The organism is Johnsonella ignava ATCC 51276 (assembly GCF_000235445.1).
Classification (GTDB): Bacteria; Bacillota; Clostridia; order Lachnospirales; family Lachnospiraceae; genus Johnsonella; species Johnsonella ignava.
The window spans coordinates 141,021-156,228 of sequence record NZ_JH378830.1 but is presented as its reverse complement, the minus strand read 5'-3'; the positions used below and the strand labels follow the sequence as shown (position 1 = coordinate 156,228).

General features: G+C 35.2%; 16 protein-coding genes. 3 read left to right on the top strand and 13 right to left on the bottom strand.

Translation table 11 applies throughout. From position 1 onward, the window contains the following. A partial coding sequence (locus tag HMPREF9333_RS03210; RefSeq protein ID WP_156797265.1) for a helix-turn-helix domain-containing protein occupies window positions 1-389 on the bottom strand: 389 nt, incomplete at its 3' end. A 341-nt stretch (window positions 390-730) separates the two neighbouring features. Between HMPREF9333_RS03210 and HMPREF9333_RS03205 the strand changes: the two genes are divergently transcribed. Then, entirely contained in the window at window positions 731-1,306 is a 576-nt protein-coding gene (locus tag HMPREF9333_RS03205) for a DUF1307 domain-containing protein (protein ID WP_005539749.1), read from the top strand. 59 nt (window positions 1,307-1,365) lie between these two features. Here HMPREF9333_RS03205 and HMPREF9333_RS03200 read toward each other — a convergent pair whose 3' ends face one another. The 12 genes from HMPREF9333_RS03200 to HMPREF9333_RS03150 all read right to left on the bottom strand — a co-directional run bounded on the left by HMPREF9333_RS03200 (window position 1,366) and on the right by HMPREF9333_RS03150 (window position 13,248). Then, on the bottom strand, window positions 1,366-2,394 hold the full coding sequence (locus HMPREF9333_RS03200; protein ID WP_005539748.1) for an alpha/beta fold hydrolase: 1,029 nt from the start codon (window positions 2,392-2,394) through the stop codon (window positions 1,366-1,368). Window positions 2,395-2,640: 246 nt separating this feature from the next. Further along, complete coding sequence (gene rplT / locus HMPREF9333_RS03195) at window positions 2,641-3,003, bottom strand: 50S ribosomal protein L20 (protein WP_005539747.1); 363 nt, start codon at window positions 3,001-3,003, stop codon at window positions 2,641-2,643. A 27-nt stretch (window positions 3,004-3,030) separates the two neighbouring features. Next, window positions 3,031-3,228: a 50S ribosomal protein L35 gene (gene rpmI / locus HMPREF9333_RS03190; RefSeq protein WP_005539746.1), complete on the bottom strand. Its 198-nt coding sequence runs from the start codon at window positions 3,226-3,228 to the stop codon at window positions 3,031-3,033. 48 nt (window positions 3,229-3,276) lie between these two features. Beyond that, window positions 3,277-3,774, bottom strand: a complete 498-nt coding sequence (gene infC, locus HMPREF9333_RS03185; RefSeq protein ID WP_005539745.1) for a translation initiation factor IF-3 — start codon at window positions 3,772-3,774, stop codon at window positions 3,277-3,279. A 655-nt stretch (window positions 3,775-4,429) separates the two neighbouring features. Next, window positions 4,430-5,917, bottom strand: coding sequence for a PepSY domain-containing protein (locus HMPREF9333_RS03180; protein WP_005539744.1), 1,488 nt, complete (start codon window positions 5,915-5,917; stop codon window positions 4,430-4,432). Beyond that, window positions 5,917-6,246, bottom strand: coding sequence for an RNA polymerase sigma factor (locus tag HMPREF9333_RS13235; protein WP_005539743.1), 330 nt, complete (start codon window positions 6,244-6,246; stop codon window positions 5,917-5,919). The genes HMPREF9333_RS03180 and HMPREF9333_RS13235 overlap by 1 nt, the downstream gene beginning before the upstream one ends. Further along, complete coding sequence (locus tag HMPREF9333_RS13230; RefSeq protein WP_005539742.1) at window positions 6,225-6,494, bottom strand: RNA polymerase sigma factor; 270 nt, start codon at window positions 6,492-6,494, stop codon at window positions 6,225-6,227. The genes HMPREF9333_RS13235 and HMPREF9333_RS13230 overlap by 22 nt, the downstream gene beginning before the upstream one ends. 146 nt (window positions 6,495-6,640) lie before the next feature. Further along, the gene (locus HMPREF9333_RS03170; RefSeq protein ID WP_005539741.1) at window positions 6,641-8,236 is read right to left on the bottom strand and encodes a peptide chain release factor 3; all 1,596 of its coding nucleotides are present in this window, start codon (window positions 8,234-8,236) and stop codon (window positions 6,641-6,643) included. A gap of 48 nt (window positions 8,237-8,284) precedes the next feature. Beyond that, window positions 8,285-9,496: a bifunctional phosphopantothenoylcysteine decarboxylase/phosphopantothenate--cysteine ligase CoaBC gene (coaBC, locus tag HMPREF9333_RS03165; protein WP_005539740.1), complete on the bottom strand. Its 1,212-nt coding sequence runs from the start codon at window positions 9,494-9,496 to the stop codon at window positions 8,285-8,287. Window positions 9,497-9,534: 38 nt separating this feature from the next. Further along, complete coding sequence (locus tag HMPREF9333_RS03160; protein ID WP_005539739.1) at window positions 9,535-10,311, bottom strand: type III pantothenate kinase; 777 nt, start codon at window positions 10,309-10,311, stop codon at window positions 9,535-9,537. 277 nt (window positions 10,312-10,588) lie between these two features. Next, the gene (locus tag HMPREF9333_RS03155) at window positions 10,589-12,178 is read right to left on the bottom strand and encodes a DUF438 domain-containing protein (RefSeq protein WP_005539738.1); all 1,590 of its coding nucleotides are present in this window, start codon (window positions 12,176-12,178) and stop codon (window positions 10,589-10,591) included. A gap of 275 nt (window positions 12,179-12,453) precedes the next feature. After that, window positions 12,454-13,248, bottom strand: coding sequence for an MBL fold metallo-hydrolase (locus tag HMPREF9333_RS03150; protein ID WP_005539737.1), 795 nt, complete (start codon window positions 13,246-13,248; stop codon window positions 12,454-12,456). A 221-nt stretch (window positions 13,249-13,469) separates the two neighbouring features. Here HMPREF9333_RS03150 and HMPREF9333_RS03145 point away from each other — a divergent pair, with 221 nt between their 5' ends. Continuing rightward, window positions 13,470-14,426 carry a hypothetical protein gene (locus HMPREF9333_RS03145; RefSeq protein WP_050798094.1) on the top strand — a complete coding sequence of 319 codons (957 nt, stop codon included), beginning with the start codon at window positions 13,470-13,472 and terminating at the stop codon, window positions 14,424-14,426. Window positions 14,427-14,476: 50 nt separating this feature from the next. Continuing rightward, window positions 14,477-15,115: a uracil phosphoribosyltransferase gene (upp, locus tag HMPREF9333_RS03140; RefSeq protein WP_005539735.1), complete on the top strand. Its 639-nt coding sequence runs from the start codon at window positions 14,477-14,479 to the stop codon at window positions 15,113-15,115. Window positions 15,116-15,208: the final 93 nt, after the last annotated feature.

Below are 15,208 nucleotides of genomic sequence, written 5' to 3'. Positions count from 1 at the left end.
GAATCGGAAAGGTGAAACAGATAAGCTTCATGCGCAGTATTTGCGTTGTAGAAGTAATGGTCAAGCCTGCACCGGCTTATCTTTTCGCAATGATTACATGCGCCTGTGGAACGGTCACGCATAGTACAAGGCTGTTCTACATAATCAATGCAGCTTTCCGAGCAGAACTTACGTGGTTTTTTGCACTCTTTCAATTTAGCACACATGACAGGAGAGTTAAAACGGTTTCGCTGTTTAACTGTTCTGTGAAGTTTTATTTCTTTGGCAACAGTAGTAGGATCTTTGGAAATAGATTTAGCTATGGCAGTTTTTGAAAGACGTCTTTCTATGCCTTCCTGAATGGCTTTCCTGTCATCTAAAGTTAAATGTTTTGCTTTCATAATAGTCATCCTTTCTCCTATGAACATCACAGGTAATAGGATAGCCGGAAGTAAGTCTTTCATAAAGTACTTATTGAAAAACTAAAATCAGGATAAGGAAAGATAACTGGAAGTAACTTTTTCATTTTACCAGTAATATATAACATACAAATTTACAATAAAAGTCAATTAAAAAAAAGTTTAATATTTTTTTAATTGACTTTTTTTAACTATAATGGTAGCATTGCAGAGTAAATCGTCCTTATTGCAGATTTGGTAAATTACTCTTGTGGCAGATTAAAAAAATTGTCATTATTGCATACTGGGGAGGGTTGGGGCGATTAAAATATTTTATAAAGGAGTTTGTTTTTATGAAAAAATTTTTAACCGCAGCTACCGTATTTATGGCAGCATCTGTAATAGCAGGATGCTCCCAAGGCAGCAGTACTGCACAAAGTAGTTCTCCAAAGGAGAGCATGTCTGATGCCGGCAGCACAAATATGTCTGAAAATAAAAATTCAGATTCAAAAACACAAAATGACAAAACTGCTGAAAATAGTTCTGTAGCGGGCTCTGCTTCAAAAACTTATGTAAAGGCGGATATACCTGATGTTGAACTGACTATAACTTATAAAGATGATAAGGTACTGACTATATCAAACAGATATATCATGAAGGGATACGGCTCGCTCGGTGCTTCAAATAAAGAAGAAGCTCAGAAACAAGCCGATGAGATGAATGCCGCAGCTATGAAAGAAACAGCTGAAGGCATCACAATAAAAATGGAAGTAACCGATACCGGAGTTGTATCGGCAACTATATTTGATGTAGAAAAGATGTCTGCCGATCCTTCAGGTACACTCTCAGATATAGGTTTTGATCTTAACAACAACAGTTTTAAAAGCCTTGATGAAAGTCTTCTTTCAGCCGGCTACACTGTAAAATAATCTATTTCTATTTTATAAAAGGAGCCTGCCGCATAAAGTATACACGGCAGGCTCTTTCTTTATTTTTTATAAAATTGTAAAATATCATTATATACCTTTTTGTTGTCGGTTTCGTTTAAAACCTCATGCCTCATATTTTCATAAACTATATTTTTTACATTCCTGTAACCCATAGAGTGCAATGAATTTGTAGTATATAATAACCCTTTTTCTCCTCCTGTTATCGCTCCATCCTGATCACCGCTTATACATAGTATTTTTAATGCTGTATTTATCGCTCTATAATTTTTTACTTTAGCTAATCGCATATTTGCTTCAAATACAACCTTGTCTGCCATATTCCTAAAAACCTTAAGTACAAGCGGATCATTCTCTATATTTTCAAGATTTTTCTTATTTATGCTTATCCACGATCTATCCTCGCCTTCCATCCCGTTTAATGCACCAAGTGTAAGACTGTGGCTGTATTTTCCACGATAAAATGTTATAAATTCAGATATCCATACTCCAATAGGAGAGGCAGCCTTATAACCCACAACCCCACTTAATACCAGTTTTTTTATTTCAATATCATGCCCGGCAAGATAATGTCTTGCAAACATACTTCCCATTGAATGTGCAAACATATATATATCAAGGCTCGGATATGAACTTTTTATGTATTCCGTTACGGCATACATATCCTCTATCATCTCATTAAGGCTTCTCATATATCCGGCAGGATAGTTACTGTCTATGCTCTTACCATGCCCTCTGCAATCAGCACTTACTGCTGCAAATCCCTCTTGATTCAAAAATTTTATAAAATCTCTGTAACGGCCTCTATGTTCAAGTGCACCATGTACTACATAAACTACCGCCCTGGGTTCTTTTACATCAAATCTTGAAGCGGAAATATTAAACCCTGCTTCTGTACTGCCGGGGACATTTATAATTACATCATATTCATTTTCAGAAATCTTTGATTCGGTTATTTTATTATAAACTTTAGATACATTCTGTTTCACTCTCCTGTTTTCTTCCATAATAAAATAAATTTTCGGAATTATAACTGCTGCAAACAATAACAAAAAAAGTACAAATAACATCTTATACCCCCAATATATGAATTTATACTTAAAAATTAATAAACAAAAAGCTGCAGCATATACATATGCCACAGCCCTTACAGTTATAAAGGTATATAAAAAACCTTTGAATTTAATTAAATTCCAATCTAAACAATACAGGTTTGTAAATCTACAATAAAAAACACAAACCGTAACTGCTGTCATGTACTTATTTTTCTATAATTTATTATACCTGTGATTTTGCTGCATTGCTCCGGTATTAACTTAAACAGCTGAACCGGCTTTTTTCGCAGTTTCGACAAGTTCTCTAAAACCGTCAGCATCGTTTACAGCCAGATCTGCAAGTATTTTTCTGTTAAGTTCAATCCCTGAAATCCTAAGACCGTTCATAAACCTTGAATATGACAGACCGTTTATCCTTGCGGCTGCATTAATACGTGCAATCCAAAGCTGCCTAAACTGCCTCTTTCTCTCTTTTCTTCCTGAGTATGCACTGGTAAGCGCTCTCATAACGGACTGTTTTGCAATCCTGTACTGTTTTGAACGTGCCCCTCTATAACCTTTTGCAAGCTTCAGCACTCTTTTATGTCTTTTTTTTGCGTTTAATCCGCCTTTAACTCTTGCCATTTTGCTTATTCCTCCTTAACTTTCCACTTAGAGATAGGGTAAAATCTTCTTCATAACCTTTGCATTTGAAGCATCGGTAACTATGTCTTTTCTAAGATTTCTCTTCCTCTTTGTTGTCTTTTTAGTTAAGATATGTGATTTATTAGCTTTATTCCTGACAAGTTTACCGGTACCTGTAACTTTAAAACGCTTCGCTGCCGCTTTCTTAGTTTTAATCTTTGGCATGACGTTCCTCCTTTTAAATAATCAATAATTAGCTGTTTTAGTCCTGTACTAAGACTTTTTAGCCGATAAAAACATAATAAGACTCCTGCCCTCAGCTTTTGAAGGTTTTTCGATAGAAGAAATATCTGAAAGAGAGGCGGCAAAATCATCAAGTATATATTTTGATTTATACATGCGGGTCATCTCCCTGCCTCTGAATCTCAATGTGATTTTTACTTTATTTCCTTTTTCCAAAAACTTTCTTGCTGCACTTATCTTGGTGTTCAGGTCATTAGTATCAATATTTGGTGATAAACGAACTTCCTTAACCTCAATAACCTTCTGCTTCTTTTTAGATTCCTTATCTTTTCTTGCAAGTTCATAACGGTACTTGCCGTAATCTATAATCTTACATACGGGCGGCTTTGCCGTAGGTGCTATAAGCACTAAATCCTTATCGGCAGCTTCCGCCTTTTCTAAAGCCGTATTTATAGACACAATACCAAGCTGTTCGCCATCTTCCCCTACAAGACGCACTTCTCTTGCCCTAATCTGTTCGTTAATCAATAATTCGCTAATTGCCGTACACCTCCATCTATGTTTTTATTTATGCCGTTCATGTATAAAATCAAATATAAAATCCGTTTTATATTATTCTCCCAATTAAACATCTTATTTGCCTTATATTAATTGTATGGCGGTATCGGGATTACAGCAGAATTTTATATTTTACACATAAAAAACAGCCGATAGAAAAACTATCCGCCTTTAAATACTGACCACTAAATAAAATACTTAAAGATAAATCTCTAAATGCCGCTATATTTTATAATAATGATGCTATTATCTACCCGGGTCATCAAAATGCCGAGGTGAGGGCGAACCTGCTTTTCTTTTGCAACTGCTTTATAGTATCAAATTAAATGTCCCGTGTCAAGATGTTTAAAAAAATATATATTAAAAAAATATATATTAGCGAAGGTTTACAATAGAAGGACTTAAGCCGATCCTGTCTGCTAATCCGAACATCCGCTTTTATGAAGCTGCTTAATCGCACCTGATCTCATGCGTAATAATGCTCCGCTAATCTACTGAAATAGCGGAGCATTATATATTGCCATAGTTTAATCATATGTTTTTTGTATCAAATATAAAAGCTTTTGGTATCCTTAATGCGACAAGAGCACATTATTACTTACACTACCCTATTTTGGCACTTCTACTAATCATCTTCCTCTGAGCTAAATGAGACTATCGCTCCGGTTGATGCATTTATGTCGTAGTCATATTCAATATTTCCACTTTTAAAATCTACTTCATAAACCAAAATTCCATTTTCATGGTCAAGCTCCACCTTTTCAAAATGTACATTTGATGCCGAAACGCCTGCATGTGAAAGTGCTATCTGCTTTGCCTGCTCCTTAGATATATTTCCTGACTTTGCAGCAGTTGTAGGAGCCGGTGATGACTTTACAGCCGGCTGAGTCTGTGCAGCTTCGGTTTCAGAAACCGGTACATTATTATCATTAGAGGCTTTACTTGGTATATTATAATCATCTATGTCATGATCAAATGACATAATTTCACCGGTTACTGCATTTATATCATAATCATATTCTATATTTTTACTGTAAAATTCAATATCATAAACCTGTACTCCATCATCGTTTTCAAGTTCAGCTTTTACATAGTTTACATCAGCCTCTGAAAGTCCGGCATGTGCAAGTGCTATCTGTTTTGCTTTTTGTGTAGTTATAACCGCATTTTTGGGACTTTCTGTTTCAGACGAAATATTTACATCTGTTGCATCTTTATTTGAAACCGTAGTGCTATCAGCAGCTTTACCTATATTTTCATTCGCATCCTCATTTATGTCTTCTATAGTATCCGCTATATTTTCCCATATACTGTCATCAGAATCATAGTCAACTATATCTCTTATATTTATACCTTTTTGTGAAACAAGAGATGCTATCTCACTAAGCTTCATTGATGCAAGCTGCTTTGGATCGAGTGAAGGATCCTTTGCCGCAAGGTTAAGTACAAACACCGCCTTTCCAATTGATATATTATTATCCCGTGCAAACTTTTGTGCATCAACATCATTTGTAATCATCTGATTTATTACTGAAGCATTCACTTCATTTGTATCAAGTGCGGCATTAATATCGGTTATTATCTCATCTCTTACCTTTTGTGCTTTCTTTTCATCAGTATTTCTTACTGTTACTAAAATGCCTGTATTATCGCTGTTCATATATCCTTTTTGCACCATCGAACCTATAATCGCATTTACTGCCACCTTGAGTTCGGTATTTTTAAGCTTCATACCGTCAATCACCTTATCACCATCGGCATTTGTAGAAATCACATCAAGAACTTTATCTTTTTTATTTGTAATAATCTCAACTCCCGGATTTACATCTATATCTACATGGGAATCAGGTACAAAATTATTACCGTAATACGGAACTCCTATTATACCTGCTATAAACAATATGCAGGCAGCTGCTGCCACACCTGTAAATCTTCTTATAAAACTTTTGTTTTTTATAACATTGTCTTTATTAGCCATCTCTGTTGTCGTCCTTTCCTGCGTTGCAGGAACGATTTGCTTGGAAATTCTTTCAAACATATCTTCAGGTATCATATCCGATACAGCAGCATCAAGCTTTTTTTCTATCTCATCCCTATTTAAACGGTTTATCATCAAAAGCCCTCCTTTTCCAGATACTTCTGCATCTTTTTAATTGTCCTATTGTATTTTGAAAGCACTGTATTAACAGGAACTTCAAGCAACTGTGCTATTTCCCTGTTTTTAAGCCCTCCCACGGCATGCAGCATAAGTATTATCCGCTCGTCTTCTTCAAGCTTATTTATTGATGTCTCTACAATCAGACGCTGTTCAACATCTTCAATAAATGAAAATGATATTTCAGCCTCATTATGTGTATCAATATCATCTGTAATATCCGCTTTAGCACTATATCTCAATTTCATAAGAGCAAGATTTTTTGCTATTGTAAATATCCATGCCATAGGTTTTTTTTAGGTTTATAATTTACAGCCTTATTATAAATTGTTAAAAAGGTTTCCTGCAAAACATCCTCTGCATCATGAGTATTTTTAGTTATTGAAAGGGCAAATGCATAAATGGTTTTATGCACTGTTTCATACAGTTTGCGCAGTGCATCCATGTTTCCCTCTGCGATATCTTCTATAAGTTTGTCATCCACCGTCGACTGAGCTTTTGACCCCTCTTCCAAGGCAATCACAAAATTAAGCATTTTAATCATCCTTTCACTATAATAATGCGTGAACATTCCATTTTATTGCATTAAAAATTAAAAAAAATATTATTTCGCAGAAATTAAAAAAACTGTTTCCAACAAGAATTTTTAAACCCTCAAAATTTTAAGACAATGCAAACAAATTAATCTCTTCCGAACTCACTTAATCTGAGCTTAGGATTTCTTTCTTCAACCATGCGAATACTCCATGGATTTATAAATATAAGAAGCGGTCTGTCTTTCAGATCCTTTATTTTTTTCATATCACTGGTTCCCTGGATCTTATCAATGTCTACCTCAAGCGGATTTTCAATCCATCTTATATGCTCATAAGGCAGTCTGTCGAGCTTTACTTCCACATTGTATTCACTTTTAAGTCTGTATGTAAGAACCTCAAACTGAAGCTCGCCTACTACACCGACTATAATTTCCTCCATACCGGTATTAAATTCCTGAAATATCTGTATGGCTCCTTCCTGTGCAATCTGATAAACACCCTTTGTAAACTGTTTTCGTTTCATAGTATCTATCTGCCTTACTCTCGCAAAATATCCCGGTGCAAATGTGGGTATACCTTCAAATTGTATTTTTTCACCGTCAGCACAGAGAGTATCACCTATTGAAAATATACCCGAATCAAAAACTCCTATTATATCTCCGGCATAAGCTTCTTCAACAATCTTTCTCTCATCAGCCATCATCTGTGTTGACTGGTTAATCCTTATCTTTTTATTTCCTTGAAAATGGTATACCTCCATACCCGGTATATATTTTCCGGAACATATCCTTATAAAAGCAATTCTATCTCTATGTGCTTTATTCATATTGGCTTGTATTTTAAACACAAAGGCTGAAAAAAAAGAATCTTTCATAGGATCTATAATCCTGCCGTTAGCATTTCTTCCAATCGGTGATGTAGTCATATTCAGAAAGTATTTTAAAAATGTTTCTACACCGAAATTTGTAAGTGCCGAACCGAAAAATACAGGTGAAAGCTCTCCTGCTGAAACTTTATCCATATCAAGCTCATCACTCGCACCGTCAAGAAGCTCCATATCTTCAATTAATTTATCATAAAAATCTTTTTCTATGACTGTCTGTATAGCATCAAGTGAAAGTTCATTTGTTTCAACCTCTTTCATACCTGCCTGTGCCGCCTTAAATAAAAGCATATGTTTTTTTCTTCTGTCATATACTCCTTTAAATCGCTTTCCACAACCTACCGGCCAGTTTATAGGGCAGGTTCTTATACCAAGCACGCTTTCTATATCATCAAGCAGTTCAAAAGGATCCTTTGCCTCTCTATCAAACTTGTTTATAAACGTGAATATAGGTATTTTTCTCATCACACAGACTTTAAAAAGCTTTATTGTCTGTGCTTCAACACCCTTTCCGCCATCTATAACCATAACTGCGGAATCAGCCGCCATAAGTGTCCTGTAAGTATCCTCCGAAAAGTCCTGATGCCCGGGCGTATCCAGTATGTTTATACAGTAGCCGTCAAAATTAAACTGCATTACTGACGAAGATACCGAAATACCCCTTTCCTTTTCTATTTCCATCCAGTCGCTTACCGCATATTTAGCAGTTTTTCTTCCCTTTACACTGCCTGCAAGCTTTATAGCACCGCCATAAAGCAAAAACTTTTCTGTAAGTGTGGTCTTTCCGGCATCAGGATGGCTAATTATAGCAAATGTCCGCCTTTTTTTAATTTCATCAAAATTTAAATTCTTATCCAATTTATATTATCCCTCAAATTTTAAATAATTTTCATACACAATTATATATCAGGCACGCTTTGTACATTCTATAATTTCATCAAGTATACTATGTGCGGTCTCCTGTTTCGTCATAAACCCAAGCTGTTTATCATATGAAGGGGTTATGAGTGTTATTATATTTGTATCAACTCCAAAACCGGCTCCTTTTTCTTTTATACTGTTTGCCGCTATCATATCAAGATTTTTTTTGTAAAGTTTTTTTCTTGAATTTTCAACAACATCCTGAGTTTCCATAGAAAAACCGCACAGAAACTGATTTTTAGTCTTATTATTTCCTAAAAACTCAAGTATATCATCAGTTTTTTCAAGCTCAAGATTCAGATTGTTATGTACAGTACCGTCGGTATCCGTCTTTTTTATCTTTTCAGAGGCAGGGTACTTAGGACGATAGTCTGCAACTGCCGCAGCCTTTATTATAATATCATAATTTTTGTATTCGGTTTTAACCGCATTAAACATCTCAAGAGCTGAAACTACCTTTATACAGTTTACATGCAAAGGTGCTTTAAGTTTTGTATCTCCTAAAATAAGCGTAACCGATGCCCCTCTTTGTGAAGCTGCCCTTGCCAGTTCCATTCCCATCTTTCCGGTTGAGTGGTTGCTTATAAACCTTACAGGATCTATATCTTCACGTGTTGGACCTGCAGTTACAAGCACACTTTTCCCTAGAAGGTCCTTTTTATAGCCTGCCTCATACAGCATATTTTCCAGAATTTCCTCAGGATCAGGAAGTTTACCTACACCTATATCACCACATGCAAGTCTTCCTCCTGCCGGATTTATAATTATAAATCCGTGGGATTTAAGTTTTTCAATATTTGCATTTACTATGCGATTTTCATACATACTGGTGTTCATGGCAGGTGCCACAATTACAGGACATTTACATGCAAGTACAGTTGTAGTGAGCATATCATCAGCCATTCCGTTTGCCAGTTTACCTATAGTATTTGCAGTGGCAGGTGCTATTACACATATATCGGCTTTTTTTGCAAGACTTACATGTTCAATCTTAAAATCATGATTCCTGTCAAATGTATCTGTAATGCATTTATTTGAAGTCAGTGCTTCAAATGTAATAGGATTTATAAAATTACAGGCATTTTTAGTCATTATAACATGTACTTGGGCTCCAAGCTTCACAAGCATGCTTGCAAGATATGCCGACTTATATGCGGCAATTCCTCCGCTTACTCCTAAAATTACATTTTTAAACATCAATTATTCTCTCTTTATTTAAATTTATATTTTAAAATCTATGACTGCATAGTATTTTCTCTATATAATACTAAAAGTCCTTTTAACAAAAGGTTATCATCTATTGTAATATCATGTCTGCATATAGGTATTACAAAACGTGCCAGCCCTCCGGTAGCAACAACTGTAAGCTTTTCTCCCAGTTCAGCCTCCATATGGTCTATACATCCGTCAATCATGCCCGCATGACCGTAAAGTATACCGCTTCTCATGCTGTCAACGGTATTTGATGCTATTATCTTTCCGGGATGTTCAAGCTCTATAAATGGCAACTGAGCAGTTTTTGAACTTAAAGTATCAAGTGAAATTCTAAGCCCCGGATGTATAACTCCGCCAAGATAATTTTTATGGGAATCAATCACACATATAGTAGTGGCAGTCCCCAAATCAATGACTGCAAGCGGGAGCCGATAACAGCTTAATGCGGCTACTGAAGCTACTATAAGATCATTTCCTACCATATCGGGATTATCTGTTTTTATGCTAAGTCCTGCAAGCTTCATCATATGGCTTACCATAATGCAGTCAATGCCTGCAATCTTTTTTACCGCAGAAGCTAAAACCGTATTTAGAGGTGGAACTACACTTGATACTATAACCCCCTCTATATCTTTTGAAGTCAGCTTATGTATCTCAAGTATGCTTTTTATACTTACTGCATACTCAAGATCGGTTTTAGCCCTATCTGTGGTTATTCTTTCAAGAAAATATATATTTTTTTCATCAATTCCTCCTACAACTATATTGGTATTTCCCATGTCAACGGCTAATATCATCATTATCCTCTTTCAGGCAAATATGCCATAGAATACAATATACCATTATGTATATTTTGTTACAATTATTTTACTGTATCAGTCGCCTGATGTCGTATTGACATACAGATACTGCGGACTTGATTTTAACATATATTACTTAAAGCCTCAAGCACAATGATCGAGTTTGATTTTAAAAATAAAAAATCGGCAGGGATATTTTACAATAATATACTGATTATTATCCCTGCCTTTATAAGCTATTATATATAAGTGAAATGCTTATTAAGTGCTTCACTTATTTTTTTTCATCTATTTTAGCCTGAATTGCATTTATCAGGTCTTCAACCTTCATATCTCCCCTATCAGCCATCATTTCAATAGTTGCTTTAGGAATCATCACTCTTGCAAGTGGTGAATTTAAAAGTTCAAATTTGGAATTAATTTTTGGAAGCTCATCTTTTAACCATGGATATGCCAAAAGCAAATCAGACAGCTTTGTACCAAGCTCCAACTTAATATCCTTACCATTTCCGCTCATATTTTCTTCTCCTTTTTCTTTATTATTTTCTTCTTTATTTTTACCTGAATTACCGTCTGCTCCATAATCAGCATCCGCATTTGCCGCCTCCCATGTAAGCAGTGTACGGGAATCTGTAAGACTTCTTATATGTGTGCAGTCCTGCATCATTTCAAGTACTCCCTTAAATTTGCCGTTTTCATCTCTTACAGCAACATAACATATATAAATAAAGAGATCCGGTTTATTTATCCAAAATTCTGTAAAGCTTTCTTTTCCGCTCCTGAATTTTTCAATAATCTCTTCAACTATATGTACACTGGTCTTTGGATGGCAATTTTTTACATCTCTTCCAATGACATTTTTACTTCTTGGAAAAACCCTATGGTTTGTATCGGTATAAAATTTAACCAGTTCATTTTCATCAACATAGGCAAGATCAACCGGCATATGCTTATATATAAGGTTAATCTGTTCAAGAGTAAGCTTTCCGGTAGCCACATCAAGGATTTTATTATCATCCGACTGATAACCGTGCCTGCTTAAAAGCTTTGCAAGATCCTGGGCAAATGATAAACTGTCTCCACCTGAAGCGGCATCAGATGCCTGCTGTACAGGCTTTGAACTCTTGTTTTCACTGTTTTGAACATCTATAAGTGCAAACCCTATCTCTCTATCGCCGGACTTCATTTCTTCAAATTCTTCAGGACTTATCATAGCCAGTGAGGTGGGATAAAGTATACTTTCTTCCTTTGACATTAAATCAAGTATATCATCTATTATCATCTGCTGTTTGCTTATAAATTCTTCATCTTTATCCTCATCAAGCAGCCTGCGTACATCACTTATCTCATCTCTTATAAAATCATCAAGCAGCCACATAGTTGTAGTAGGTCTGTCAAAACCTTTTTTTTCAAGCATAGAATACAGCTGCATCTGTTTTCTTTGGAGATGTGTTCTGTAACATGCAAGTTTGTCATATATTTCATACCATTGATTTTTAATCACAGGATACTGTACAAGATCTTCAATCTCCTTAAGAACTTTTCTGAAAGCATTATTCTCACGATAATAGCACATTATAGGATGATCAACGGGAAGATCCGGCTGTGAATCATCCATTATATCCTCAAAAAGCTCCATCATCTGCTGTATATCCTCTTTACGGCAGATCTCATCTTCAAATTCCCTATGATCCTGTTCCGCTATTGCTATTTCATACGGTCTTAATGTTTTTACTTTTTCCTTAAGCTCTTTTTTTGCATCTTCAAGACTCATCCTGCCTTCGCTATAGGCATTCTTAACTCTCATGACTACTTTTAATTTATCTTCATCAATATCGGATAAATATTTTCTCATATTCTCCATACGGAAACCTCCTCATACCTTTATTTATTTTACTGCTTGTGCATATGCCATATACTTTTAGGCATATTATCTGCCAATGTAAAGCTTATAAGTCAGGTAATAAAACAAACTGATAAGAATCAAAGCTCTTTTTAAAAATAATGCATTAAATCTTATGTCTACTTAAGTAACCCTCTGTTTTAATACATACTCATTATATCAGATTGATTACAACAAGTATATTGTAATTACAACATTTTTATCAAAAAAATATCTTCTATGAGTTTGTATAAAAATTATATCTGTGCCACACATGACAGGCAGTCTCCTGAAGCCACTTCAATAGATAAATCATCCGCATATATGCCGCCTTTTAAAAGTTCTATCTCACATTTTACCGCTTCATAGGCAAGCTGCGGATAATTATTATGTTTGCTTAAATGCCCTAAAAACACCTTTTTAAGTCTGTTATGAACTATACTGCATAAAAGTCTACCGGCATTTTCATTTGAAAGATGTCCTTTATCGCTTAATATACGCCTTTTAAGTTTGTACGGATACGGACCTGTTTCAAGCATCCTTACATCATGATTCGCCTCTATTAAAACCGCATCAAGGTACTTTAAGTTTTCAACTATATTTTCATCAAAATGACCCATATCGGTTGCAACTGCAACTTTTTTATCTTTTGAACTTATCCTGTATGCAAGCGGTTCATTCGCATCATGATCTATTGCAAAAGCACTTACAGTCATATCTTTAATTTTTATTTCATTACCTGCCTTTAAAGGTAAAAGCAGATTTTCCATACCTTTCATTATATCCGTTTCAAGCAATGCTTTTATAGTTCCGTTTGAGGCATAAACAGGTATACCGTATTTTTTTGAAAATATTTTAAGCCCCTGTATATGATCACTGTGTTCATGTGTTATAAAAACCGCATCAAGCCTTTGCGCCTCACTTCCAAGCTCTTTAATTGACTTCTCAAGCCTACGGCTGCTTACTCCGGCATCTATCAATACGGAAGTGTTTTCAGCCTCTATAAATGTTGCATTTCCGCTACTTCCGCTCGCTATACTCGCCATTCTCATAATAAAATAAATACCTTCCAAAATACTGATTTACAGCACGATTATACGCTCTCAAGCAGCTTTTTTCAAGACTTAAACTTACTAAGTATAATTTTAACCGGCAAAACAAAACACATACAAGAAACTCTTAAAAGTTAGAACTTTAAAATTTTATAAAGACATACATCCTTAAATACTGTATAATAGTATATATTCAAATTTATAAAATCATGGAGGTAAAGATGTTTAAATTTAAAAAAAGACGTGATTATGCCTGTAATAATGGATTTTTCACTAATATTAGCATATATATGAAATCAATAAATCCGAAACTTATTAAAAGCTCTCTTATGATTATATTTTTAGGATTATCAGGCATTTCACTTGGTGCATGTAAACAGCATGAAGCAGCAGATACTAAAGCAACTGATACTTCAGTATCTGTACAGCAAAGTTCAGCTTCCACATCAAAAGAAACAATGGCACAAACAAAATCATCTGACAGTTCCGATATAAAAAAATCGGAGAGTAAATCTTCAGATACAAAAAACAGCTCTAAAACCACCTCAAAAGAATCATCAGTCTCTGTAAAATCCACGCTGAAAAACTTCACTGAGGGAAAAACCTCAATACAATATCCTGTTTTAAGCGGAATTGATGATGCTTCAAAGCTTGCAAAAATCAATGGGCTTATTGAAGACAATGCAAGATCCATTATAAATGCCATGGGAATAGACAGTACTGAAGATACTCTTGATATAAAAGCAAATATTATAAACTCAGACAGGAAACGTATAAGCATAAGCTATACAGGAACTCTGAAAAAGGCAAGTGATACTGATAAGACAAATATATTCTATTCCAATACCATAGACCTTGATAATGCTGCAAATCTCTCACTTAAAGACTTTGCAGATCCGTATACTATAGCAGGCTATGTGCTTTCAGATGATGTAGAGATTGTAAGCTCATATAAATCCGCATCAGATTATTTTATGCAGCACCGTGCTGATACCGGTATTGATTACTATACAAAACTTTTTTCAGAAGCTGATTTTCCGCTTAAAACTGAAAACGGCAAAAAAATATTCCCAAAAAGTTTCAGTTATATAAAGAATGGAGACGTATATGTAAGTATACCTACTGATCATACATCAGAAGATTATATACTGGTTAAATTTTCCCCCAGTTCAAAATAAAATTCAGCTATATACTTTAAAATTTTTAGTTACAAGGAGTAAACTATATCATGTATGAAAGTAATGAAGTCTTTATCAATGATCATCCGTTAATAAAGCACAAGATCACAAGGCTCAGAGACCAGTCAACAGGAACCAGTGAATTTCGTTCACTTGTAGGTGAAATTTCAATGCTTATGGGGTATGAGGCATTAAGAGATCTTCCTGTTGAGGATATTGAAGTCCAAACACCTATTGAGACCTGCAAATCTCCTATTATATCGGGCAGAAAACTTGCGATAGTGCCTATACTGCGTGCAGGGCTGGGTATGGTTGACGGCATACTTGCACTTGTTCCAAATGCTAAAGTAGGTCATATAGGGATTTATCGTGATGAAATCACACACCTTCCACATGAATATTACTGTAAACTCCCAAGTCCGATAGAGGAAAGAGTTATAGTGGTAACCGATCCTATGCTTGCTACAGGAGGTTCGGCAGTTGATGCTATAAGTCAGATTAAATCACATGGCGGTATGAAGATTAAATTTATGTGTATAATAGCTGCACCTGAAGGGCTTAAAAAGCTGCAGAAGTCCCATCCCGATATCCAGATATATATAGGATGTCTTGACAGGGTACTGAATAAAGATGCTTATATATGCCCTGGACTCGGTGATGCCGGAGACAGAATTTTCGGCACAAAGTAATCTCAGATAGTGTATTCGATATTTTTAATAGAGCTGCTGTAAAATAGATGAGAAATCTATGGATCAGCAGCTCATTTTTTGTAAAAATAAAAA